The organism is Pseudomonas sp. RIT623, assembly GCF_004519305.1.
Lineage (GTDB): Bacteria > Pseudomonadota > Gammaproteobacteria > Pseudomonadales > Pseudomonadaceae > Aquipseudomonas.
Window position 1 is genome coordinate 1 of sequence record NZ_SOZA01000056.1, and the last position, 22,249, is coordinate 22,249.

Here is a 22,249-nt window from a genome sequence, read left to right on the forward strand (position 1 = left end):
AGGATGCCGCCACCAACCAGGAACATCGCCGCGGTGCCGATCACCGACAGGCTCTTCATCATGTACGGCGCGGCGCGCAGGATGCCGTTGCCCACCGCCTGGCTCAGCGCCGAGGCTTTCTTGGTCATCCACAGCCCCAGGTCATCGAGCTTGACGATGCCTGCCACCAGGCCATACACCCCCAGGGTCATGACGATGGCGATGCCCGACAGCACGATGATCTGCTGGCTCAGCGGCGCATCGGCCACGGTACCCAGGGTGATGGCGATGATCTCGGCGGAGAGGATGAAGTCGGTGCGCACCGCGCCCTTGATCTTGCTTTTCTCAAAGGCCACCAGGTCGACCTGCTCGTCGGCCACGGCCGCCTTGCGCGCCTCGTGCTGCGCGTCGTCCTCGGCCTTGCTGTGCAGGAACTTGTGCGCCAGCTTCTCGAAGCCCTCGAAGCACAGGTAGGCGCCACCGACCATCAGCAGCGGAATCACCGCCCAGGGAATGAACGCGCTGATCAGCAACGCCGCCGGCACCAGGATCGCCTTGTTCAGCAGCGAGCCCTTGGCCACCGCCCACACCACCGGGATCTCCCGCTCGGCACGCACGCCAGTGACCTGCTGGGCGTTGAGCGCCAGGTCGTCGCCCAGCACCCCGGCGGTCTTCTTCGCCGCGACCTTGGTCATCAACGAGACATCGTCGAGGACCGTGGCGATATCATCGATCAATACCAGTAAGCTGCTTCCTGCCATGTCAAAATGTTTCCAGTAGGTTCGAATGGCCGGGATTCTAGCCCAAAGACGCTGCCTTGAGCGCCCGTCCGAGCGGGTGCTACCATGCCGGACCCCTCTTGGAGGGGCCAGACCCGAGGAAGATTCCCGACAATGAGCACCATTCGCGAGCGCAACAAGGAACTGATCCTGCGCGCAGCCAGTGAAGAATTCGCCGACAAGGGCTTCGCCGCCACCAAGACCAGCGATATCGCGGCCAAGGCCGGCCTGCCCAAGCCGAACGTGTACTACTACTTCAAGTCGAAGGAAAACCTCTACCGCGAGGTGCTCGAGAGCATCATCGCGCCGATCATGCAGGCCTCGACGCCGTTCAACGCCGACGGTGATCCGAAAGAAGTGCTCAGCGCGTACATCCGCTCGAAGATCCGCATCTCCCGCGACCTGCCCCACGCCTCCAAGGTGTTCGCCAGCGAGATCATGCATGGCGCGCCGCACCTGTCACCGCGCCAGGTGGAGCAGCTCAACGAGCAGGCCCGCCACAACATCGAGTGCATCCAGCGCTGGATCGAGCGCGGCCAGATCGCCCACGTCGACCCGCACCATTTGATGTTCAGCATCTGGGCGGCGACGCAAACCTATGCGGATTTCGACTGGCAGATCGCCGTGGTGACCGGCAAGGCCAAACTGGCCGACAGCGATTATGACGCGGCGGCGGAGACCATCATCCGCCTGGTGCTGAAGGGCTGCGAGCCTGAGGCAGCCTGACAGGGCCAATGGGGCTGCTGCGCAGCCCTTATCGCCGGCAAGCCGGCTCCCACAGGCCCTGCACAATTGCTGTGGGAGCCGGCTTGTCGTGGCGACGAACCGCGGCGATGGGCCGCACAGCGGCCCCAGAGAAGCTGAACCTTAAGCCGCCACCCCGGCATCCGCCGTCAGCCCGACTTCTTCGATCGCACTGATCGCGCACTGCTCGTCGATATCCGACGTATCACCACTGATCCCCACCGACCCCAGCACCTTGCCCTCCTGATCGCGGATCAGCACGCCCCCTGGCACCGGCACCACCGGTCGCTCGCCGAGCCCGTTCAAAGCCGCGTAGAAGGCTGGGCGCTGCTGCGAGTCCAGCGCCAGCAAACGCGACCCCTTGCCCAGCGCCACCGCGCCCCAGGCCTTGCCGATGGCCACTTCGGGGCGCAGCAGGCTGGCGCCGTCCTCGCGCTGTAACGCCAGCAGATGCCCGCCGGCGTCGAGCACCGCCACGGTCAAGGGCGCGGCGTTGATCTTGCGGCCTGCGGCCAACGCGGCATTTACCACGCCCACGGCCTGTTTGAGGGTCAATGCGTTCATGAAAAGGTCCTCTTCTTGTTGTGAGAAGCCCTGAGGGCAGTTGAAAACCAATAGACACGATAGAACACAACAAAGACACTGTTTGTATACAATTTTCTGATCCAATGTGTCTCACTGCGACGAAATGCCGCCCTTTTTCGCCATGACCAGCAAGTCAAACCCGCCGACGAAAATGGATTGACCTTTTGCGCCGACCATGAATACACTCTGCCGCAACGCAAGTTGTATACAATTACAAAATCGATGAGGCACAAACCATGAGCAAAATGAGAGCAATCGATGCAGCCGTTCTGGTCATGCGCCGTGAAGGTGTAGATACCGCGTTCGGCATTCCCGGCGCCGCGATCAACCCGCTGTACTCGGCCCTGAAAAAAGTCGGTGGCATCGATCACGTCCTCGCTCGCCACGTCGAAGGCGCCTCGCACATGGCCGAGGGCTACACCCGCGCCAACCCGGGCAACATCGGCGTGTGCATCGGCACCTCCGGCCCTGCCGGCACCGACATGGTCACCGGCCTGTACAGCGCCTCGGCCGACTCCATCCCGATCCTCTGCATCACCGGCCAGGCCCCGCGTGCCCGCCTGCACAAGGAAGACTTCCAGGCCGTCGACATCACCAGCATCGTCAAGCCGGTGACCAAGTGGGCGACCACCGTGCTGGAGCCGGGCCAGGTGCCTTACGCATTCCAGAAGGCCTTCTACGAAATGCGCACCGGCCGTCCAGGCCCGGTGCTGATCGACCTGCCGTTCGACGTGCAGATGGCCGAGATCGAGTTCGACATCGATGCCTACGAACCACTGGCGATCAGCAAGCCAGCCGCCACCCGCGTCCAGGCCGAAAAAGCCCTGGCCCTGCTCAATGACGCCGAGCGCCCGCTGCTGGTAGCCGGCGGCGGCATCATCAACGCCGACGCCAGCGACAAGCTGGTCGAGTTCGCCGAACTGACCGGCGTACCGGTAGTGCCGACCCTGATGGGCTGGGGCACTATCCCGGACGATCACGAATTGATGGTCGGCATGGTCGGCCTGCAGACCTCGCACCGCTACGGCAACGCGACCATGCTCAAGTCCGATCTGGTGTTCGGCATCGGCAACCGCTGGGCCAACCGCCACACCGGCTCCGTCGACGTCTACACCGAAGGCCGCAAGTTCGTGCACGTGGACATCGAACCGACCCAGATCGGCCGCGTATTCACTCCAGATTTGGGTATCGTCTCGGACGCCGGCAAGGCCCTGGACGTGTTCCTCGAAGTGGCCCGCGAATGGAAAGCCGCAGGCCTGCTCAAGTGCCGCAAGGCCTGGCTGGAAGACTGCCAGGAACGCAAGGCTACCCTGCAGCGCAAGACCAACTTCGACAACGTCCCGGTCAAGCCGCAGCGCGTGTACCAGGAAATGAACGAAGTGTTCGGCAAGGACACTACCTACGTCAGCACCATCGGCCTGTCGCAGATCGCCGGCGCGCAGTTCCTGCACGTGTACAAGCCACGCCACTGGATCAACTGCGGCCAGGCCGGCCCGCTGGGCTGGACCATCCCTGCCGCCCTCGGTGTGGTCAAGGCCGACCCGAAACGCAAGGTGGTCGCGCTGTCCGGTGACTACGACTTCCAGTTCATGATCGAAGAGCTGGCGGTGGGCGCGCAGTTCAACCTGCCCTACGTCCACGTGCTGGTGAACAACGCCTACCTCGGCCTGATCCGCCAGGCGCAGCGTGGTTTCGACATGGATTACTGTGTACAACTGGCGTTCGAGAACATTAACTCCACCGACGCCGCCACCTACGGTGTCGACCACGTCGCCGTGGTCGAGGGCCTGGGCTGCAAGGCCATCCGCGTGTTCCAACCGGCCGAGATCGCCCCTGCCCTGCTCAAGGCGCAGAAGATGGCCGAAGAGTTCCGCGTGCCGGTGGTGGTCGAAGTGATTCTCGAGCGTGTGACCAACATTTCCATGGGCACCGAGATCAACGCGGTCAACGAGTTCGAAGACCTCGCCCTGGTCGGCAACGACGCGCCGACCGCCATCTCGCTGCTGGACTGATCGCCTGACGCCCCCGCGCCGCGCGCGGGGGCAATCAACGCAAGGAGACGACTTATGCCTCGCTTCGCCGCCAACCTGTCCATGCTGTTCACTGAACAGGACTTCCTGGCTCGCTTCAAGGCCGCCGCCGACGCTGGTTTCAGCGGCGTCGAATACCTCTTCCCGTACGATTTCAGCGCCGCCGAGATCAAGCAGCAGCTCGACGCCCATGGCCTGACCCAGGTGCTGTTCAACCTGCCGGCCGGCGACTGGTCGAAAGGTGAGCGCGGCATCACCTGCCACCCCGACCGCGTCGAAGAGTTCCGCGCCGGTGTCGACAAGGCCATCGAGTACGCCAAGGTGCTGGGTAACACCCAGGTCAACGCCCTGGCCGGCATCCGCCCGCAAGGCCCGGACTGCGCCACCGTGCGCAAGACCTTCGTGGAAAACCTGCGCTACGCCGCCGACAAGCTCAAGGCCGCCGGCATCCGCCTGGTCATGGAAATGATCAACACCCGCGACATCCCGGGCTTCTACCTGAACACCACGAAACAAGCCCTGGAAATCCAGGCCGAGGTGGGCAGCGACAACCTGTTCCTGCAGTACGACATCTACCACATGCAGATCATGGAAGGTGACCTGGCGCGCACCCTGGAAACCAACCTCAAGCTGATCAACCACGTGCAGCTGGCCGACAACCCGGGCCGCCACGAGCCGGGCACCGGCGAGATCAACTACCGCTTCCTGTTCGAGCACCTGGACCGCATCGGCTACCAGGGCTGGGTGGGCGCGGAGTACAAGCCCAAGACCACCACCGAGGCTGGCCTGGGCTGGCTCAAGACGCACAACGCAATCTAAGGATGCACTCGGTCCCTGTAGGAGCGGCCTTGTGTCGCGATGGGCTGCGCAGCAGCCCCCGGCAATCGCCGAAATGGCCAAAATCGTGGGGCCGCTTCGCGCCCCAATCGCGACACAAGGCCGCTCCTACAAGGGCCAGGTCGCCTGTTCATACAAATACAAAGAGGCAGAACTCTCATGGCTAAAATCGGTTTCCTCGGCACCGGCATCATGGGCAAGCCCATGGCCCAGAACCTGCAAAAGGCAGGTCACAGCATCTTCGTCTCCACCCACCACGACGCCGCCCCGGCCGACCTGATCGCCGCCGGCGGCGTGGCCCTGGCCAACCCGAAGGAAGTGGCCCAGGAAGCTGAGTTCATCATCGTCATGGTGCCCGACACCCCTCAGGTCGAAAGCGTGCTGTTCGGTGAAAACGGCGTCGCCGAAGGCGTGGGCCCGAACAAGGTGGTGATCGACATGAGCTCGATCTCGCCTACCGCCACCAAAGCCTTCGCCGAGAAGATCAAGGCCACTGGCGCCGCCTACCTGGACGCCCCGGTGTCCGGCGGCGAAGTCGGCGCCAAGGCCGCGACCCTGAGCATCATGGTCGGCGGTTGCCCGAAAGCCTTCGAGCGCGCCCTGCCGCTGTTCGAAGCCATGGGCAAGAACATCACCCGCGTCGGCGGCAACGGCGATGGCCAGACTGCCAAGGTGGCCAACCAGATCATCGTCGCCCTGAACATCCAGGCCGTTGCCGAAGCCCTGCTGTTCGCCGCCAAGAACGGCGCCGACCCGGCCAAGGTGCGTGAAGCCCTGATGGGCGGCTTCGCCTCCTCGAAGATCCTCGAAGTGCATGCCGAGCGCATGATCAAAGGCACCTTCGACCCAGGCTTCCGCATCAACCTGCACCAGAAGGACCTGAACCTGGCCCTGCAAGGCGCCAAGGAGCTGGGCATCAACCTGCCCAACACCTCCAATGCCCAGCAAGTGTTCAACACCTGCCAGGCGCTGGGCGGCGGCAACTGGGACCACTCGGCGCTGATCAAGGGCCTGGAACATATGGCCAACTTCTCGATCCGCGACGACAAGTGATTTGAGGCAGCTGTTCGCCGGCAAGCCGGCTCCTACAGGTTCGACGCTATCCCCGTAGGAGCCGGCTTGCCGGCGAACCGCCCCACACCGAGCAACACCCGCCCCTGGTTCGGCCTGCACGGAGGCAGTTCCAGGGGCGTTTTCGATTTTGCAGAACAACAAGAATCTGGGAGCCTGCCATGTCGGTCGATCCACAAAAATTCCTGCGCGAGCTGTTCGACACAGCCATCGCCGCCGCCCACCCCCGTCAGGTCCTCGAACCCCACCTGCCCGCCGACCGTAGCGGCCGGGTCATCGTCATCGGCGCCGGCAAGGCCGCCGCCGCCATGGCCGAAGTGGTCGAGAAGAGCTGGCAGGGCGAAGTCTCGGGCCTGGTCGTGACGCGCTACGGCCACGGCGCCAACTGCCAGAAGATCGAGGTGGTCGAAGCCGCCCACCCGGTCCCCGATGCCGCCGGCCTGGCCGTGGCCAAGCGCGTGCTCGCGCTGGTCAGCAACCTGAGCGAAGACGACCGCGTCATCTTTCTGCTCTCCGGCGGCGGTTCTGCCCTGCTGGCCTTGCCCGCCGAAGGCCTGAGCCTGGCGGACAAGCAGCAGATCAACAAAGCCTTGCTGAAATCCGGCGCCACCATCGGCGAGATGAACTGCGTGCGCAAGCACCTCTCGGCGATCAAGGGCGGCCGCCTGGCCAAGGCCTGCTGGCCGGCCACCGTCTACACCTACGCCATTTCCGATGTGCCCGGCGACCTGGCCACGGTCATCGCCTCCGGCCCCACCGTGGCCGACCCCAGCACCTCGGCCGATGCCCTGGCGATCCTCAAGCGCTACAACATCGAAGCGCCCAAGGCCGTCATCGACTGGCTCAACAATCCGGCTTCGGAAACCGTCAAGGCCGACGACCCCACCCTGTCGCGCAGCCACTTCCAGCTGATCGCCCGGCCCCAGCAATCGCTCGAAGCCGCCGCGGTGAAAGCCCGCCAGGCCGGCTTCAGCCCGCTGATCCTCGGCGACCTGGAAGGCGAGTCGCGCGAGGTGGCCAAGGTGCATGCCGGCATCGCCCGCCAGGTCGTCCTGCACGGCCAGCCGCTGAAGGCGCCCTGCGTGATCCTCTCCGGCGGCGAGACCACCGTCACCGTGCGCGGTAACGGCCGTGGCGGGCGCAACGCCGAGTTCCTGCTCAGTCTCACGGAAAACCTCAAGGGCCTGCCGGGCGTGTACGCCCTGGCCGGTGATACCGACGGTATCGACGGCTCCGAGGACAACGCCGGCGCCTTCATGACCCCGGACAGCCACGCCCGTGCCGAGGCCCTGGGCCTGTCGGCCAGCGATGAGCTGGACAACAACAACGGTTATGGCTACTTCGCCGCCCTCGACGCGTTGATCGTCACCGAGCCGACCCGCACCAACGTCAACGATTTCCGCGCCATCCTGATCCTCGAGACTGCCCAATCATGACGCCTGATAAAAAAGTAAAAATCCTCGCCACCCTCGGGCCTGCGATCAAGGGCATCGATGACATCCGCCAGCTGGTCGAAGCCGGGGTGAACATCTTCCGCCTCAACTTCAGCCACGGCGAACACGCCGACCACGCCCTGCGCTACCAGTGGATCCGCGAAGTCGAGCAGCAGCTCAACTACCCCCTGGGCATACTCATGGACCTGCAGGGTCCGAAGCTGCGCGTCGGCCGCTTCGCCGACGGCAAGGTGCAACTGCAACGCGGCCAGGCCCTGCGCCTGGACCTGGACAAGGCTCCGGGCGACAGCCGCCGCGTGAACCTGCCACACCCAGAAATCATCGCCGCGCTGCAGCCTGGCATGGACCTGCTGCTCGATGACGGCAAGCTGCGCCTGCGGGTGACCGCCAAGCACAGCGACGCCATCGACACCGAAGTACTGGCCGGCGGCGAGCTGTCCGACCGCAAAGGTGTCAACGTGCCCCAGGCGGTGCTCGAGCTCTCCCCGCTCACCGAAAAGGACCGCCGCGACCTCACCTTCGGCCTTGAGCTGGGCGTGGACTGGGTGGCCCTGTCGTTCGTGCAGCGCCCGCAAGACATCCTCGAAGCACGCGAGCTGATCGGCGACCGCGCCTACCTGATGGCCAAGATCGAGAAGCCCTCGGCGGTCGAGCAACTGCCGGCCATCGCCGAGCTGTCCGACGCGATCATGGTCGCCCGTGGCGACCTGGGCGTGGAAGTGCCGGCCGAGAGCGTGCCGCAGATCCAGAAGGGCATCATCAATACCTGCCGCCAGTTGGGCAAGCCGGTGGTGGTGGCCACGCAGATGCTCGAATCCATGCGTTTTTCCCCGGCACCGACCCGCGCCGAGGTCACCGATGTGGCCAACGCCGTGGCCGAAGGCGCCGACGCGGTGATGCTGTCGGCCGAGACCGCCTCGGGCGACTACCCGCTGGAGGCCGTGCAGATGATGAGCAAGATCATCCGCCAGGTGGAAAACGGCCCGGACTACCAGGCCCAGCTCGACGTTGGCCGGCCCAAGGCCGAAGCCACCGTGTCGGATGCCATCAGCTGCGCGATCCGCCGCATCAGCGGCATCCTGCCGGTGGCGGTGCTGGTCAACTACAGTGAGTCGGGCAATTCCACCCTGCGCGCCGCCCGCGAGCGGCCACGGGCGCCAATCCTCAACCTGACGCCGAACCTGAACACCGCCCGCCGCCTGAGCGTGGCCTGGGGCGTGCACTCGGTGGTCAACGACCGCCTGCGCCAGGTCGACGAGGTGGTCTCCACGGCGCTGGAGATCGCCCAAGCGCAAGGCATGGCCAGCCGTGGCGACACGCTGCTGATCACCGCCGGTGTGCCTTTCGGCAAGCCGGGTTCGACTAATACGCTACGGATCGAGACATTGGTTTGAGATCGCCGGGGGCGCTTTGCGCCCCTTTCGCGGCACAAGGCCGCTCCTACAGGGATCGCACCCAGGCATGAATACACGATCCCTGTAGGAGCGACCTTGTGTCGCGATTGGAGGGCGCAGCCCTCCCCGTACACCGATGTAACAGAACTGCGCAAAACCGAGCCCCAAAGAGGCCCACCGCTCCCCCACCCACCTTGCCGACTGCCCCATGTACACCAAGAATTTCATCAACCCGTGCCCCGACTGGGCCACGGCCTTGTTCAACGGCTTCAGCCAGGTGCTGCTGCTGCGCAACCCTTTGTGCGGCCTGTGCTGCCTGCTGGCGATCCTGCTGACCGCGCCGAACCTGGTCGGCGGCGCCCTGCTCGGGGCCCTGGCCGGCCTGCTCACCGCCCAGCGCCGCGGCTACGAACGCGCCGACCGCCAGGCCGGGCTGTACTGCTACAACGGCGTGCTGATCGGCCTGCTGATCAGCGCCGTGCTGCCCTGGTCGGCGATCCTGCCGCCGCTGATCATCGCCGCCGGCGGCCTGTCGAGCATGCTCACCCACCAATGGCGCAAGCGCGGCGGCAAGCTGCTGATCGCCTACACCGCGCCGTTCGTGCTGCTCGGCTGGGCGACCCTGCTGCTGGCCAGCCCCGCGGCCAACGGCCCGGTCGAGGCCGATGCGGCCTACGCCCTGCTGCGCGGGGTCGGACAGATCTTCCTGCTGGACAAGCCCATGGCCGGCCTGCTGATCGTCATCGGCCTGTACCTCGCCAACCCCTATGCCGCCACTTGGGCCCTGATCGGATCAGCCATCGGCGGCGGCATCGCCTTGCTGGCGGGTGAAACCCAGGCTGCCTGGCTGGGGCTGTATGGCTTCAACGCCGCGTTGGCCGCCCTGGCCTTCAGCCGCCAGGGCGAGAAACCCTGGGTGACCTTGCTCGCCATCGCCTGTGCCCTGCTGCTGCAACCACTGTTCAACCTGCTGCCGATTGCCGGGCTGACCGCCCCGTTCGTGGTAGCCTGCTGGCTGCTGCACCTGGGCAGCCACCTGGCCCAGCTCAACCAGCGCCGCAACGCGCCCCGCTTGCACAGCTGAAACCCAGCCCCTAGGCTCTGCCCATTCGCACAAGGGAACGAGCCCATGGACAACCCTGCAAGCCTGCGCGAGCGGCTCTACGTCATCGTCTTCCAGACCGACACCACGGCTGGCAGACGCTTCGACAAGATTCTCCTGCTGATCATCCTCGCCAGCCTGGTGACGGTGATACTCGACAGCATCGATGAGGTACACCAGGGCTACGCCGGGCTGCTGGCCGGGATCGAGTGGGGCTTCACGGCGATCTTCCTCGCCGAATACATCACCCGCCTGTACTGCTCGCCCAAGCCGCTGCGCTACGCCTTCAGCTTCTACGGGCTGGTCGACCTGCTGGCGATCGTGCCGGGGATCATCGCCCTGTACTACAGCGACGCCCAGTACCTGCTGATCATCCGCGTGGTGCGCATGCTGCGGATCTTCCGCGTGCTCAAGCTCAGCCCCTACCTCAAGCAGGCCCACTACCTGCTGGCGGCGCTGCAGGGCAGCAAGCAGAAGATCATCGTGTTCCTGGTCAGCGTGTCGACCCTGGTGACCGTGTTCGGCACATTGATGTACGTGATCGAAGGGCCGGAGCATGGCTTCACCAGCATTCCCAAGGGCATCTACTGGGCCATCGTCACCCTCACCACCGTGGGCTTCGGCGATATCGTGCCGAGCACGCCGCTGGGGCAGGTGCTGTCGTCGCTGGTGATGATCACCGGTTACTCGATCATCGCCGTGCCCACCGGCATCTTCACCGCCGAACTGGCCAATGCCATGCGCGGCGAGCAGTTGCAGCATGACTGCCCGACCTGCGCCAAGAAGCACCATGAGCACGGCGCGGCGTTCTGTTCGCGGTGTGGCAATGCGTTGTTTCCCAAGCAACCGGCACAGGACCTGTAGGAGCGGCTTTGTGCCTGGCATAACCAAAGACTGTTTTGATCTTTAACCCTTGGCGAACCACCCGCTATAGTCGCAGGCATTCTGCCTACACCCTTTCAATAACAAGGACGCAACGTGAAAAAACTCTTCAGCGCCTCGCTGCTCGCCGCGGGCCTGGCCTTGGGCAGCCTCGCCCAAGCCGCCCCTACCTTGCTCAACGTGTCCTACGACGTGATGCGCGACTTCTACAAGGACTACAACCCGGCGTTCCAGAAGCACTGGGAGAAGGAGCACAACGAGAAGGTCAACCTGCAGATGTCCTTCGGCGGCTCTAGCAAGCAGGCGCGCGCCGTGATCGACGGCCTGCCGGCCGACGTCATCACCATGAACATGGCCACTGACATCAACGCCCTGGCCGACAACGGCAAGCTGGTGCCGGACAACTGGGTCACGCGCCTGCCGAACAACAGCGCACCGTTCACCTCGGCCACCGTGTTCATCGTGCGCAAGGGCAACCCCAAGGCGCTGAAGGACTGGCCCGACCTGCTCAAGGACGGCGTGCAGGTGATCGTGCCCAACCCGAAAACCTCGGGCAACGGTCGCTACACCTACCTCTCGGCCTGGGGCTACGTGCTCAAGCAAGGCGGTGACGAAAGCAAGGCCCGCGACTTCGTCGGCAAGCTGTTCAAGCAGGCACCGGTGCTGGATACCGGTGGCCGCGCCGCCACCACCACCTTCATGACCAACCAGATCGGCGATGTGCTGGTGACCTTCGAGAACGAGGCCGAGATGATCGCCCGCGAGTTCGGCCGCGACCAGTTCGAAGTGGTCTACCCTAGCGTGTCGGCCGAGGCCGAGCCGCCGGTGAGCGTGGTCGACAAGGTGGTGGCCAAGAAAGGCACCCAGGCCTTGGCCGAGGAATACCTGAAGTACCTGTGGTCGCCGGCGGCCCAGGAAATCGCCGCCAACAACTACCTGCGCCCACGTGACGCAACGGTGCTGGCCAAGTACACCGACCGCTTCCCGAAAGTGGACTTCCTGTCGGTGGAGAAAACCTTCGGTGACTGGCGCACCGTGCAGAAGACCCACTTCAACGACGGTGGCGTGTTCGACCAGATCTACACCAACCAGTAAACGCCTTCGCCAGCAAGCTGGCTCCTACAGGCCCACGCAACTTCCTGTGGGAGCCAGCTTGCTGGCGAACAGCATTTCAAGCCTGGGAACGGAACACCAACGCCTTCAGCCCACCTTCAGGGTCTGCATCCGCAAACTCCGGCGGGTTCGCCAGCCGCTCGACGAACACCAGCCCCGGCGCCTGCTCGGCCATGCCCTCGATGAGAAACTGCGGCCCGATCCCCGGATCGTTGACGCAGGCCAGCACCGTGCCGCCTTCAGTCAACAGCTCCGGCAACCGCCGGAGGATCTTGGCGTAGTCCTGGGTCAGCACGAAGCTGCCGCGCTGGAAGGTCGGCGGGTCGATGATGATCAGGTCGTACGGCCCATACTTGCGCACCTTGCCCCACGACTTGAACAGCTCGTGCCCCAGGTACGCCACGCGCGAGGCGTCATGGCCATTGAGGCGATGATTGTCGCGTCCGCGCGACAGCGCCGACTTGGCCATGTCCAGGTTGACCACCTGCTCGGCGCCACCGGCAATCGCCGCCACCGAGAATCCGCAGGTGTAGGCGAACAGGTTGAGCACCCGCTTGCCCGCTGCCTGCTCGCGCACCCAGCGCCGGCCATAACGCATGTCGAGGAACAGGCCGTTGTTCTGGCGCACGCCGAGGTCGAGCAGGTAGCTCAGGCCATCCTCGACCACTTCGCGCTGCTGGCAAGGTTCGCCGAGCAACCATTGGCCAGGGCTGTCGGGCAGGTAGCGGTGTTGCAGCAGCACGGCCTGGCCGGTCCACTGCGGGCGTTCGGCCAAGGCGCGCAGCATCGCCTCGAGCTCGGCCAACTGGCCCTCGGGCGGTTCGCGGAACAGCGCCACCAGCAGCACGCCGTCAAGCCAGTCGACGGTGATCTGCTCCAGCCCCGGCCAGCAGCGGCCACGGCCATGGAACAGGCGACGGGTTTCGCTCGGGGCGGGGTCGAGGGCGGCGAGCAGGTGTTGCTCGAGGGTAGCGATGGCTGGGCTCATGTAGGTCTTGGATCAGGCAAAAACGCCATTCTACCCGCTCGATGCCGGCGCTGGCCGCCATTGATGAACAGGATGAGTGAGTTGGCGCCATTTTTGTCGCTTTTTTCCCCGGCAGGTACTGGGGATAGTGCCGCCCTCCCCTTTTGCAAACGGAATTGCCCATGCACCCGCTCAAGGTCGAATTTTTCCACGATGCCGTCTGCGCCTGGTGTTTCGTGTTGGCGCCACGCCTGCAACAGCTGCAGGCCGAACTGAACCTGGACATCCAGCACCGCACCTTCATCCTGCAAACCAGCCGCGAGGCGATGATCGAGCGCTTTGGCTCGATGCCCCAGGCCAAGCAGACCATCCTCGAGCACTGGCGCGCCTGCGCCGAGGCCGAAGACACCCCACGCATCAACATCGAGGGCATGCGCCAACAGGCCTTCGACTACCCCACCGGCCTGCTCGCCGGCCTGGCCTGCCAGGCCGCCACGCTGCTGGCCGGCAACCCCGGTCACGCCAGAATGTTCGAACGCCTGCAAGAGGCGCACCTGGTGGAAAACCGCAACATCGGCGACCACGACACGGTACTGACCCTCGCCGAGGAAGCGGGCCTGGACACCGCGGCCTTTGCCTTGGCCTTCTACGAACAGGCTCCACAGTTGCTGCACGACGAACTGGCTATGGGGCAGCGCCTGGGCATCCGTTCGGTACCCAGCCTGGTGATCGACGGGCGCTACCTGGTATCAGGCGCCCTGGGCCTGGATGATCTGCGCCAGGCCATGGCTCGCGTACGCGAGGCGCAATAGGCAAGTAGCCTCATGGCTCGACGGGACAGTGCTGCTGGCGACGCTGGCGCAAGGCCTGTGCCAGCCGCTGAACCTGTGGACTATGCCGATAGGCTTCTGGATAGCCCATGTACATCGGCACTTCGCGGGTCTGCTGGTGCTGTAGGTTGACCCGTCGCAAGCGCCCTTGCCGCAGTCCCGGGTTCACGCAGTGTTCCGGCAACCAGGCAAAACCCTGCCCCTGTTCGACAAAGCTTGCGGCGGTTGCCAGGCTGCTTACCGTCCAACGCTGGGAGGTGCCCAGCCAACCGCTGTTCTGCGAGTGACGGATGCCGGAGTCGCGAATGACCACCTGCCGATACGGCTTGATGTCATCCAGGCTCAGCTTGCCCCGCGCCAGGGCCAACGGATGCTCGGCACCGACCACGCAGACCAGGGTGATGTTCAGCAGCAGCTCCTGCACGTAACCCGGTGGCAGACGGCTGGCGATGGCCAGTTCGACCTTGCCGTCCTCGAGCAGCTCGCACGCGCCGGAAAGCGCAGGCTCGTACAGACGGATACGCTGATCCGGGTAGTCCCCAGCGAAATCCACCAGGGCCTGCTGTAGCACCTCGAGGGGGAACAATACATCCACCGCCAGCGCCTGTTCGCTGAACAACCCCGGCTGGTATTGGTTGGCCAGGTGCTCGAGCTTCTGCGCCGCGCCGAGCAGGTGCTTGGCCTGGGGCAGCAGCGCCTGGCCCAAGGGGGTAAGCACCGCCTTGCGCCCCTCGATGACAAACAACTCCTGGCCGAGCAACTGCGCCATGCGGTTGACCGCGTGGCTGACCGCCGACTGCGACTTGAACAGGCGCTCGCCGGCTTGCTGGAAGCCGCCGCATTCTACGGTACAGACGAACGCCCGCCATTGTTCGAGACTGATTTTGGAAAACACCTCACCTCCTTGTTACAAAGCGCTATCACCATTGTCGCGCGGATTTCCCTGAAGCACGCCACCACCAGCCCTGCTGCATCCCCGCCGCCGCCAGCAGGATCAACCCCACCCCCAGCCATTGCAATGGCGCCAGGCGATGGCCGAAGGCGAACCAGTCGACCAGGATCGCCGCGATCGGATAGATGAACGACAAGGCCCCGGTCAACGCGGTGGGCAGACGCTGGATGGCGCTGTACAACAGCACGTACATCAGCCCGGTATGAACCACGCCCAGGGTCAGCAGGCTACCCATTGCCGGCCACTCGCCCGGCAAGCCGCCAAGCGTGACCCAGGGCGCCAGCAGCAGCACGCCGGTGCTGACCTGCACCAGCGCGATAAGGTGCGGCGGGGTACCGGTCAGGCGCTTGATGATCAACGCCGCCAGCGCATACAAAAAAGCCGCGCCCAACGCCAGGGCGATCCCTAGCAGGTAGTCATCACCGCTGGCCTGGCCATTGCCATGGGCACCGACGATGGCCAGCATGCCGACGAAGGCCACGCTCAGCCAGGTCAGCTTGGCCAGGGTGATCTTTTCGCCGAGGAACAACGCCGCCAGCCCTACCAGCATGAACGGCTGGACGTTGTACACCGCCGTGCCGATGGCGATCGACGCCCGTGAGTAGGAAGCGAACAGCAACACCCAGTTGCCGACGATGGCCACCCCACTGACCACCGCCAGCAGGAAGGTGGCACGGGACAGCACGCCAGGTTTGAGAAAGCCCATGGCCGCGCAAATCACCAGCAAGGTCGCGGCGCCGAACACGCAACGCCAGAACACCACATCCAACACCGGTTGCCCGGACACCAGCACGAACCAGCCGATGGTGCCAGAGATCAGCATGGCGGCAATCATTTCCAGGGACCCACGACGCAGCCCGTTGTCCATCTCACACCTCCTGTCGACGATGGCCACAGTATGCGCAGGCAAGCCTGCGACCTTCCAGCGGATTACCAAGGCAGAACGAGCTCATGGCCTTTACTATCAAGGCAAATTACACCAATTGCCTAACGAGGTAGCCATGACCGACGCCATCGACCAGTTACTGATCAGCGCCCTGATGGAGGATTCGCGCCGCTCGCTCAAAGCCCTGGCACAGATCAGCGGCCTGTCCGCGCCCAGTGTCAGTGAGCGCCTGCGGCGCCTGGAAGAACGCGGCGTGTTGCGCGGCTACACGGTCGAGGTCGACCCACGCTGCTTCGGCTACCAGTTGCAGGCCATTGTGCGCATCCGCCCCTTGCCTGGGCAGTTGCAGGAGGTGGAGCGGCAGATCGTCGCCATTGCCGAGTTCACCGAGTGCGACAAGGTCACCGGCGAGGATTGTTTCATCGCCCGCCTGCATGTGCGCTCGATGGAACAGCTCGATACCCTGCTCGACCGACTCAACGTACTGGCCGAGACCAACACCGCGATCATCAAGAAGACCCCGGTGAAGCGGCGGCTGCCGCCAATGGCCTGAGCGCGTTCAGGGATCGCGCTCAAGCCATGCGCCTCCCCTTTAGTAGCCAGTCTTGCAGGCGAACCGGACAAGCCGGTTGCTTTGACAAGCATCACACCGCCAAACATGTATACACAAACGTAACCTTAAGTGCCATTTTTGTGTGCACTTTTTCCGGTAACGCCCCATTGGGTTACACACTTCTAGCAACTAAATCTGACCGATCGATCAACTAACAACACCACAACAAAATATAACCTGTTCATTTGGTCAGCTTATAACCAATTAGTTTCATCTACTTAGCTTTCAATCAGATAGATTCAAAGTAATGGCTCCGTAAATGCTGGTTTCTGACTGGCACGGAACTGGCTTTTGTGTGTCTGTGTTTTGTATACAAGTTCAACAAAACATAAATACACAAGAACCCGCAGCGTCGCCCCCAACGGCGACCGTTGCGCCCAGAACCCAGTGATGCCAACGCCTGCACCGACGAGATGGCGAGCCCGTGCGCCAGCGCCCGCTCATCGCAGTCACGCGCATCAGGAGCCGCCGGAATGAGTAGCAGCCTCCCCCTTGCCCCTGAACTTTCCGTTGCCAGCACCAGCCCCTCCAGTACCACCCTCGAAGGCCATCCGGCTGACCTCGAGCTGAGCCCGCGCCTGCACAACCGCGACCTGGCCCCGACCAAGCTCGCCGGACGCCGCTGGGGTGGCTACAGCATCTTCGCGCTGTGGACCAACGACGTGCACAACATAGCCAACTACTCCTTCGCCATGGGGCTGTTCGCCCTCGGCCTGGGTGGCTGGCAGATCCTCCTGTCGCTGGCGATCGGCGCGGCGCTGGTGTACTTCTTCATGAACCTGTCCGGCTACATGGGGCAGAAGACCGGGGTACCTTTCCCGGTGATCAGCCGCATCGCCTTCGGCATCCATGGCGCGCAGCTCCCGGCGCTGATCCGCGCGGTGATCGCCATCGCCTGGTTCGGCATCCAGACCTACCTGGCCTCGGTGGTGCTACGGGTGCTGCTCAGCGCGGTGTGGCCGCAGGTGGCAGCCTACGACCAGGACAGCATCCTCGGCCTGTCGAGCCTGGGCTGGACGTGCTTCGTGGCGATCTGGCTGGTGCAGTTGGTGATCCTCGCCTACGGCATGGAAATGGTCCGCCGCTACGAGGCCTTCGCCGGCCCAGTGATCTTGCTGACCGTGGCAAGCCTGGCGGTGTTCATGTACTTCAAGGCCGACGCGCGCATCGCCTGGTCGGTGGCAGCACCGCTGAGCGGCTACGAGATGTGGCGCAACATTTTCGCCGGCGGCGCCCTGTGGCTGGCGATCTACGGCACCCTGGTACTGAACTTCTGCGACTTCGCCCGCAGCGCGCCGTGCCGCAAGACCATCCGCGTCGGCAACTTCTGGGGCCTGCCGGTGAACATCCTGGTGTTCGCCGCGATCACCGTCGTGCTGTGCGGCGCGCAGTTGCAGATCAACGGCCAGATCATCGCCAGCCCGACCCAGATCGTCGCCAGCATCCCCAACACTGCGTTCCTGGTGCTCGGCTGCCTGGCCTTCCTGATCGTCACCGTGGCGGTGAACATCATGGCCAACTTCGTCGCCCCGGCCTTCGTCCTCAGCAACTTGGCGCCGCGCCACCTGAACTTTCGTCGCGCTGGGCTGATCAGCGCCACCCTGGCGGTGGTGATCTTGCCGTGGAACCTCTACAACAGCCCCTTGGTGATCGTGTACTTCCTCTCCGCCCTGGGCGCCCTGCTCGGCCCGCTATACGGCGTGATCATGGCCGACTACTGGCTGCTGCGTAAGGGCCGCATCAACGTACCGCAGTTGTACAGCGAGAACCCTGCTGGCGCCTACCACTACAGCCGCGGCGTCAACCTGCGCGCGGTAGCGGCTTTCATCCCCGCCGCGCTGCTGGCCATCGTCCTGGCGCTGCTACCCAACTTCCATGGCGTCGCGCCGTTCTCCTGGCTGATCGGTGCCGGCATTGCCGCCGCCTTGTACCTGCTGGTCGCACCGCGCCACGGCCATTACCACGACGTCAGCGGCGAGTGCATCGCCGTCGACCACAGCAGCCATTGATTTCAGGGAGATCCGCCATGCGCATCCTGATCGCCAACGTCAACACCACCACCGCCATCACCGAGGCCATCGCCGAGCAAGCACGCAGCGCCGCGGCCCCGGGTACCGAGATCGTCGGCCTGACCCCATGGTTCGGCGCCGAATCGGTGGAGGGCAATTTCGAAAGCTACCTGGCCGCCATCGCCGTGATGGACCGGGTACTGGCCTACGACCAGCCCTATGACGCCGTCATCCAGGCCGGCTATGGCGAGCATGGCCGGGAAGGTTTGCAGGAGCTGCTGAACGTGCCGGTGGTGGACATCACCGATGCCGCCGCCAGCACCGCGATGTACCTGGGCCATGCCTATTCGGTGGTGACCACCCTGGACCGCACGGTGCCGCTGATCGAGGACCGCCTGAAACTGTCCGGTCTGTACGACCGCTGCGCCTCGGTACGCGCCAGCGGTCTGGCGGTGCTGGAGCTCGAAGCAGACCCGCAGCGTGCGGTGCAGGCCATCGTCGAACAGGCCGAGCGCGCCGTGCGCGAAGACAAGGCCGAGGTGATCTGCCTCGGCTGCGGCGGCATGGCTGGGCTCGACGAGCAGATCCGCCAGCGCACCGGGGTACCGGTGGTGGACGGCGTAAGCGCGGCGGTCACTATCGCCGAGTCATTGGTGCGCCTGGGCCTGAGTACCTCCAAGGTGCGCACCTATGCCACGCCACGGACCAAGCAGGTGCTGGGCTGGCCGATGCGTTTCGGCCGCTGATCTGCCCATCGCGGGGCAAGTCACGCGCCCACGCCTCGGTGGGCGCGGCGGTGCGCCGATGCGAGTTGCCCCGCGCTCAGGTCAATGCACTCAGCGCAACATCTTCGCCAGCCGCTCAGCGCTACCACACGCCAGGGTGAAGCCCAGGGCGCCATGCCCGAGGTTCAACCACAAGTTGCGATAGTGGGTGGCACCGATGATCGGTACACCGCTAGGCGTCGCCGGGCGCATTCCCGCCCACTCGACTGCCTGCTGGTAGTCGGCGGCCTGGGGCAGCGTCTCCCAGGCCAGCCGGCGCATGCTCCTGAGCCTGCCGGCATCGACCGACTCGTCATACCCGACGATGTCGACCATCGCCGCCACCCGCAACTGATCGTCCAACCTGGCGTAGACGACCTTGCGCTCGTAGTCGGTAAGGCTTACCTCTGGTGCTTCGTGGGTGGCGCCAATCGGCGCGGTGAGGCTGTAGCCCTTGAGCGGATACACCGGCAGCTTGAGCCCCGGCAAGGTCAGGCCGGCGCTGCGGTGCCCGGCGCAGAGCACCAGGCGTTGCACCGCCAGGCGCTGCTGCCCAAGCTGCAGCGCGCTCACCCGTTGATCTTGCGCAACCAGCCGTGTCACCGGCTGGCCCAAGTACATCCGGCAACGCCCCGAGGCCTGCAAGCGCTCGGCCAGGCGTAGGCAGAAACGGTGGCAATCGGCGACCTCCTCGGCGGCGGTGAACACGCCGCCGACGAAAGGCGTCTGCGCCAGCGCCGGTTCGAGCCCCCGCACCGCCACGGCATCCAGTACCTGCTGGCTGTCGGGGTCGAGCAGTTGGGCGCGAGCCTGAGCAAAGGCACGTTGCGTGCGAAAGGCCACGAGCTTGCCGTTGCGCCGCCAGGCAAAACCGTCGAGTTCATCTTCTTCGCGCCAGCGCTGCAACGCCGCCTGGCTGTGCAGGGCAAGGCTCAGCAATTGCGCGGCGTTACGACGATTGACCGGGCGCCGGCAAGCCAACAGGAAGGCCGCCAGCCAGCGCCACTGCGCCGGATCCAGACGCAGACGCAAGCGCAGCGGCGAGTCGCCGCGCAGCAGCCAACCAAGCGCCTGCCAGGGCACCCCGGCATCTGCCAGCGGCGCTACGTAACGATAGGACAGTTGCCCGCCATTGGCGAAGCTGGTGGCGCTGGCCAGGCTGTCGCGGGCCTCGACCAGGTCGACCTGCCAGCCATCACGCACCAGTGCGTAGGCCGTAGCCAGGCCAACCACGCCGCCGCCGATCACTGTCACCTGCTGGTTCATCCCTGCCTTCCTGTCCTGGGCGTCAGCAGCGACAGTACCAGCAACCGAGGCAAGACGACATTGCCCCGCGGCCGAAGCCGCAGGGCATCCTTGTCATGATCGCCATCCGTGGCGGGATCGTCCGTGACTACGCGTGCCGTTCCGTGGACAGGCTCGAGGTTAGCGCGGTTGTGTTGCCGAATTGTTGCGTGGCGGATCAGTCGTCGCGGGTCAGCACTTCCAGCAGTTCGATCTCGAAGGTCAGGTCCGAATTCGGCGGGATCGCGCCCATGCTGCGTTCGCCGTAACCCAGGTGCGCCGGCACCAGCAGCTTGCGCTTGCCGCCGGCGCGCATGCCCATCAGGCCCTGGTCCCAGCCCTTGATCACCCGGCCGGTGCCGATCACGCACTGGAACGGCTTGCCGCGCGTCCAGGACGAGTCGAACTCGCTGCCGTCGGCCAGGGTGCCGCGGTACTGGGTGGTGATCAGCGCGCCCTTGACCACGGCCTTGCCGTCGCCTTGCTGGAGATCGATGACTTGCAGCTCACTGCTCATGGCAGGTTCCTCGAAGCGGTTTTTCAGTGGCCGCCGTTTTCTCAGGAATGTCGCGGTTTGGCAAGGTGGGCAGGTTCACGACGGGGCGAATTGATCGAACACCTGCTGGCCGGTGAGGTTCTCGGTTTGGTTGCTGAAGCAGTACCAGGTGGGTTTTTCGTCGATGAAGATCTGTTCGGTGAAAGTCCAGTCTTCCTCACCGTCTATCACGCCGACCGGCACGACGTGGAGGCCGCTCTCTTTCAGGCGGTAGAACAGGTGCGTGCCGCAGTGGGCGCAGAAGCCGCGTTCGGCCCAGGGGGATGAGTCGTAGACGCTGGGCGCGGGGCCTTCGATCTCTGGGGGGTGGCTGCACTGCACCGCCAGCAGCGGGCCACCGGTCCACTTGCGGCACATGCTGCAGTGGCAGGCGCTGACGTGGGTGCTTTCCAGGGTGAGTTTCAGGTGGGTGGCCTGGCACAGGCAGGTGCCTTGTTTTTCTAGGGGCATTGGGGGCTCCTTGCTGTTGTTTTTTGGGGGATTGGGAGTATAGGTCGTGGATTGGATCTGGATCTGGATCTGGATCTGGATCTGGATCTGGATCTGCAGTGATTGTTTTGATTCTTGTATGCGCATTCATTTGCGATGTCGACGCACATTCACCTTTCCGCCCTTACGGCGGCCCACTTTTGTCTTGGCAAAAGTGGGCAAAACCGTTCGGCTCCATTCATCCGGCCCCTACGCTACGCTCCGGGGTTCCCTCGCTCCGTTCTTGCTCCCGTGGGGACCGCGCTGTAGGGCCCATCCTGGGCCCCAGCGCTCGACGGCCATCCATGGCCGTCGCCCCACTACGCAAGAACTCCACTCGGCCTCCTGAAGTCGCGATTTGTGTTGCCTGAACTATCGCGCGCTTAGAAGCAAGATCAAGATCAAGATCAAGATCAAGATCAAGATCAAGATCAAGATCAAGATCAAGATCAAGATCAAGATCAAGATCAAGATCAAGAAGCGACAATCTACAATTTAAATTAGTGACGTAACAACAAACCATGCATTGCTGTTCCGTCGTTCGAGAGGTTAATAGTTTTATCAACTAGCGATAGCTGTGTCAGTTCAGGCGCCGCCCGTAGCTTGCGCGATTTCAGGAGGCCGAGTGCAGGCCTTGCGAAGGGAGGCGACGGCCATGGATGGCCGTCGAGCGCTGCGGCCCAGGATGGGCCGTTCAGCGCGGTACTCCCGGGAGCAAGGCCGGAGCGAGGGGACCCCGGAGCGCAGCGTAGGGGCCGGATGAATGAGCGCGCGGTTTTGCTTACTTTTGCCAAGACAAAAGTAAGTCGCCGCAAGGCGAAACAGCGATGTAGGCGCCCCTACAAACCATGAATGAGCACACATCCCCAAAAGCCCACACCAGAACCTAGCAACTAGCAACTAGCAACTAGCAACTAGCAACTAGCAACTAGCAACTAGCAACTCAAAAA

At 64.2% G+C, this 22,249-nt stretch carries 22 protein-coding genes; 14 read left to right on the forward strand and 8 right to left on the reverse strand.

What is annotated here, in order from left to right; all coding sequences use genetic code 11:
- On the reverse strand, nucleotides 1-740 hold a 740-nt coding region (locus tag E3U47_RS23740), incomplete at its 3' end, for a DUF808 domain-containing protein (RefSeq protein ID WP_134694016.1).
- A gap of 132 nt (nucleotides 741-872) precedes the next feature.
- Between E3U47_RS23740 and E3U47_RS23745 the strand changes: the two genes are divergently transcribed.
- A complete protein-coding gene (locus E3U47_RS23745; RefSeq protein ID WP_028692838.1) occupies nucleotides 873-1,484 on the forward strand; it encodes a TetR/AcrR family transcriptional regulator in 612 nt (203 codons plus the stop codon).
- Nucleotides 1,485-1,625: 141 nt separating this feature from the next.
- Here the strand turns inward: E3U47_RS23745 and E3U47_RS23750 are convergent, their stop codons facing one another.
- Nucleotides 1,626-2,066, reverse strand: a complete 441-nt coding sequence (locus E3U47_RS23750; protein WP_134694017.1) for a heme-binding protein — start codon at nucleotides 2,064-2,066, stop codon at nucleotides 1,626-1,628.
- Between the two features lie 257 nt (nucleotides 2,067-2,323).
- On the opposite strand from E3U47_RS23750, the gene gcl reads away from it, so the two are divergent.
- The 8 genes from gcl to E3U47_RS23790 all read left to right on the forward strand — a co-directional run bounded on the left by gcl (nucleotide 2,324) and on the right by E3U47_RS23790 (nucleotide 11,952).
- Nucleotides 2,324-4,099, forward strand: a complete 1,776-nt coding sequence (gene gcl, locus E3U47_RS23755; protein ID WP_102684645.1) for a glyoxylate carboligase — start codon at nucleotides 2,324-2,326, stop codon at nucleotides 4,097-4,099.
- Between the two features lie 54 nt (nucleotides 4,100-4,153).
- Nucleotides 4,154-4,936 (forward strand): hydroxypyruvate isomerase, encoded by a 783-nt coding sequence (gene hyi / locus E3U47_RS23760; protein WP_046856495.1) that lies wholly within the window; start codon nucleotides 4,154-4,156, stop codon nucleotides 4,934-4,936.
- Between the two features lie 177 nt (nucleotides 4,937-5,113).
- Nucleotides 5,114-6,007, forward strand: a complete 894-nt coding sequence (locus E3U47_RS23765; RefSeq protein ID WP_134694018.1) for a 2-hydroxy-3-oxopropionate reductase — start codon at nucleotides 5,114-5,116, stop codon at nucleotides 6,005-6,007.
- A gap of 179 nt (nucleotides 6,008-6,186) precedes the next feature.
- The gene (locus E3U47_RS23770; RefSeq protein ID WP_134694019.1) at nucleotides 6,187-7,461 is read left to right on the forward strand and encodes a glycerate kinase; all 1,275 of its coding nucleotides are present in this window, start codon (nucleotides 6,187-6,189) and stop codon (nucleotides 7,459-7,461) included.
- Nucleotides 7,458-8,873: a pyruvate kinase gene (pyk, locus tag E3U47_RS23775; protein WP_134694020.1), complete on the forward strand. Its 1,416-nt coding sequence runs from the start codon at nucleotides 7,458-7,460 to the stop codon at nucleotides 8,871-8,873. Before E3U47_RS23770 ends, pyk begins: the two co-directional genes overlap by 4 nt.
- Before the next feature lie 208 nt (nucleotides 8,874-9,081).
- Nucleotides 9,082-9,957, forward strand: a complete 876-nt coding sequence (locus E3U47_RS23780; RefSeq protein WP_134694021.1) for an urea transporter — start codon at nucleotides 9,082-9,084, stop codon at nucleotides 9,955-9,957.
- Between the two features lie 45 nt (nucleotides 9,958-10,002).
- On the forward strand, nucleotides 10,003-10,839 hold the full coding sequence (locus E3U47_RS23785) for an ion transporter (RefSeq protein ID WP_134694022.1): 837 nt from the start codon (nucleotides 10,003-10,005) through the stop codon (nucleotides 10,837-10,839).
- Nucleotides 10,840-10,953: 114 nt separating this feature from the next.
- A complete protein-coding gene (locus E3U47_RS23790; protein ID WP_134694023.1) occupies nucleotides 10,954-11,952 on the forward strand; it encodes a sulfate ABC transporter substrate-binding protein in 999 nt (332 codons plus the stop codon).
- Between the two features lie 76 nt (nucleotides 11,953-12,028).
- Here the strand turns inward: E3U47_RS23790 and E3U47_RS23795 are convergent, their stop codons facing one another.
- On the reverse strand, nucleotides 12,029-12,958 hold the full coding sequence (locus E3U47_RS23795; protein WP_134694024.1) for a class I SAM-dependent methyltransferase: 930 nt from the start codon (nucleotides 12,956-12,958) through the stop codon (nucleotides 12,029-12,031).
- Nucleotides 12,959-13,119: 161 nt separating this feature from the next.
- On the opposite strand from E3U47_RS23795, the gene E3U47_RS23800 reads away from it, so the two are divergent.
- Nucleotides 13,120-13,749, forward strand: coding sequence for a DsbA family protein (locus E3U47_RS23800; RefSeq protein ID WP_134694025.1), 630 nt, complete (start codon nucleotides 13,120-13,122; stop codon nucleotides 13,747-13,749).
- A gap of 10 nt (nucleotides 13,750-13,759) precedes the next feature.
- Here the strand turns inward: E3U47_RS23800 and E3U47_RS23805 are convergent, their stop codons facing one another.
- Together E3U47_RS23805 and E3U47_RS23810 are read right to left on the reverse strand one after the other, a co-directional pair.
- Nucleotides 13,760-14,662 carry a LysR family transcriptional regulator gene (locus E3U47_RS23805; protein ID WP_134694026.1) on the reverse strand — a complete coding sequence of 301 codons (903 nt, stop codon included), beginning with the start codon at nucleotides 14,660-14,662 and terminating at the stop codon, nucleotides 13,760-13,762.
- A gap of 25 nt (nucleotides 14,663-14,687) precedes the next feature.
- The gene (locus E3U47_RS23810) at nucleotides 14,688-15,587 is read right to left on the reverse strand and encodes a DMT family transporter (RefSeq protein ID WP_134694027.1); all 900 of its coding nucleotides are present in this window, start codon (nucleotides 15,585-15,587) and stop codon (nucleotides 14,688-14,690) included.
- A gap of 133 nt (nucleotides 15,588-15,720) precedes the next feature.
- Between E3U47_RS23810 and E3U47_RS23815 the strand changes: the two genes are divergently transcribed.
- The 3 genes from E3U47_RS23815 (at nucleotide 15,721) to E3U47_RS23825 (ending at nucleotide 18,973) form a co-directional block, all read left to right on the forward strand.
- Nucleotides 15,721-16,158: an Lrp/AsnC family transcriptional regulator gene (locus E3U47_RS23815; protein WP_134694028.1), complete on the forward strand. Its 438-nt coding sequence runs from the start codon at nucleotides 15,721-15,723 to the stop codon at nucleotides 16,156-16,158.
- A 533-nt stretch (nucleotides 16,159-16,691) separates the two neighbouring features.
- Nucleotides 16,692-18,227, forward strand: a complete 1,536-nt coding sequence (locus E3U47_RS23820) for an NCS1 family nucleobase:cation symporter-1 (RefSeq protein WP_134694029.1) — start codon at nucleotides 16,692-16,694, stop codon at nucleotides 18,225-18,227.
- Nucleotides 18,228-18,244: 17 nt separating this feature from the next.
- Entirely contained in the window at nucleotides 18,245-18,973 is a 729-nt protein-coding gene (locus tag E3U47_RS23825; RefSeq protein WP_134694030.1) for an aspartate/glutamate racemase family protein, read from the forward strand.
- A gap of 90 nt (nucleotides 18,974-19,063) precedes the next feature.
- Here the strand turns inward: E3U47_RS23825 and E3U47_RS23830 are convergent, their stop codons facing one another.
- The 3 genes from E3U47_RS23830 to E3U47_RS23840 all read right to left on the reverse strand — a co-directional run bounded on the left by E3U47_RS23830 (nucleotide 19,064) and on the right by E3U47_RS23840 (nucleotide 21,281).
- Nucleotides 19,064-20,257 carry a D-amino acid dehydrogenase gene (locus E3U47_RS23830; protein WP_134694031.1) on the reverse strand — a complete coding sequence of 398 codons (1,194 nt, stop codon included), beginning with the start codon at nucleotides 20,255-20,257 and terminating at the stop codon, nucleotides 19,064-19,066.
- A 196-nt stretch (nucleotides 20,258-20,453) separates the two neighbouring features.
- Nucleotides 20,454-20,792: an FKBP-type peptidyl-prolyl cis-trans isomerase gene (locus E3U47_RS23835; RefSeq protein WP_134694032.1), complete on the reverse strand. Its 339-nt coding sequence runs from the start codon at nucleotides 20,790-20,792 to the stop codon at nucleotides 20,454-20,456.
- Between the two features lie 75 nt (nucleotides 20,793-20,867).
- Nucleotides 20,868-21,281 carry a GFA family protein gene (locus E3U47_RS23840; protein ID WP_134694033.1) on the reverse strand — a complete coding sequence of 138 codons (414 nt, stop codon included), beginning with the start codon at nucleotides 21,279-21,281 and terminating at the stop codon, nucleotides 20,868-20,870.
- A gap of 376 nt (nucleotides 21,282-21,657) precedes the next feature.
- On the opposite strand from E3U47_RS23840, the gene E3U47_RS25070 reads away from it, so the two are divergent.
- The gene (locus E3U47_RS25070; RefSeq protein WP_167659530.1) at nucleotides 21,658-21,798 is read left to right on the forward strand and encodes a hypothetical protein; all 141 of its coding nucleotides are present in this window, start codon (nucleotides 21,658-21,660) and stop codon (nucleotides 21,796-21,798) included.
- The last annotated feature ends 451 nt before the right edge of the window (nucleotides 21,799-22,249 follow it).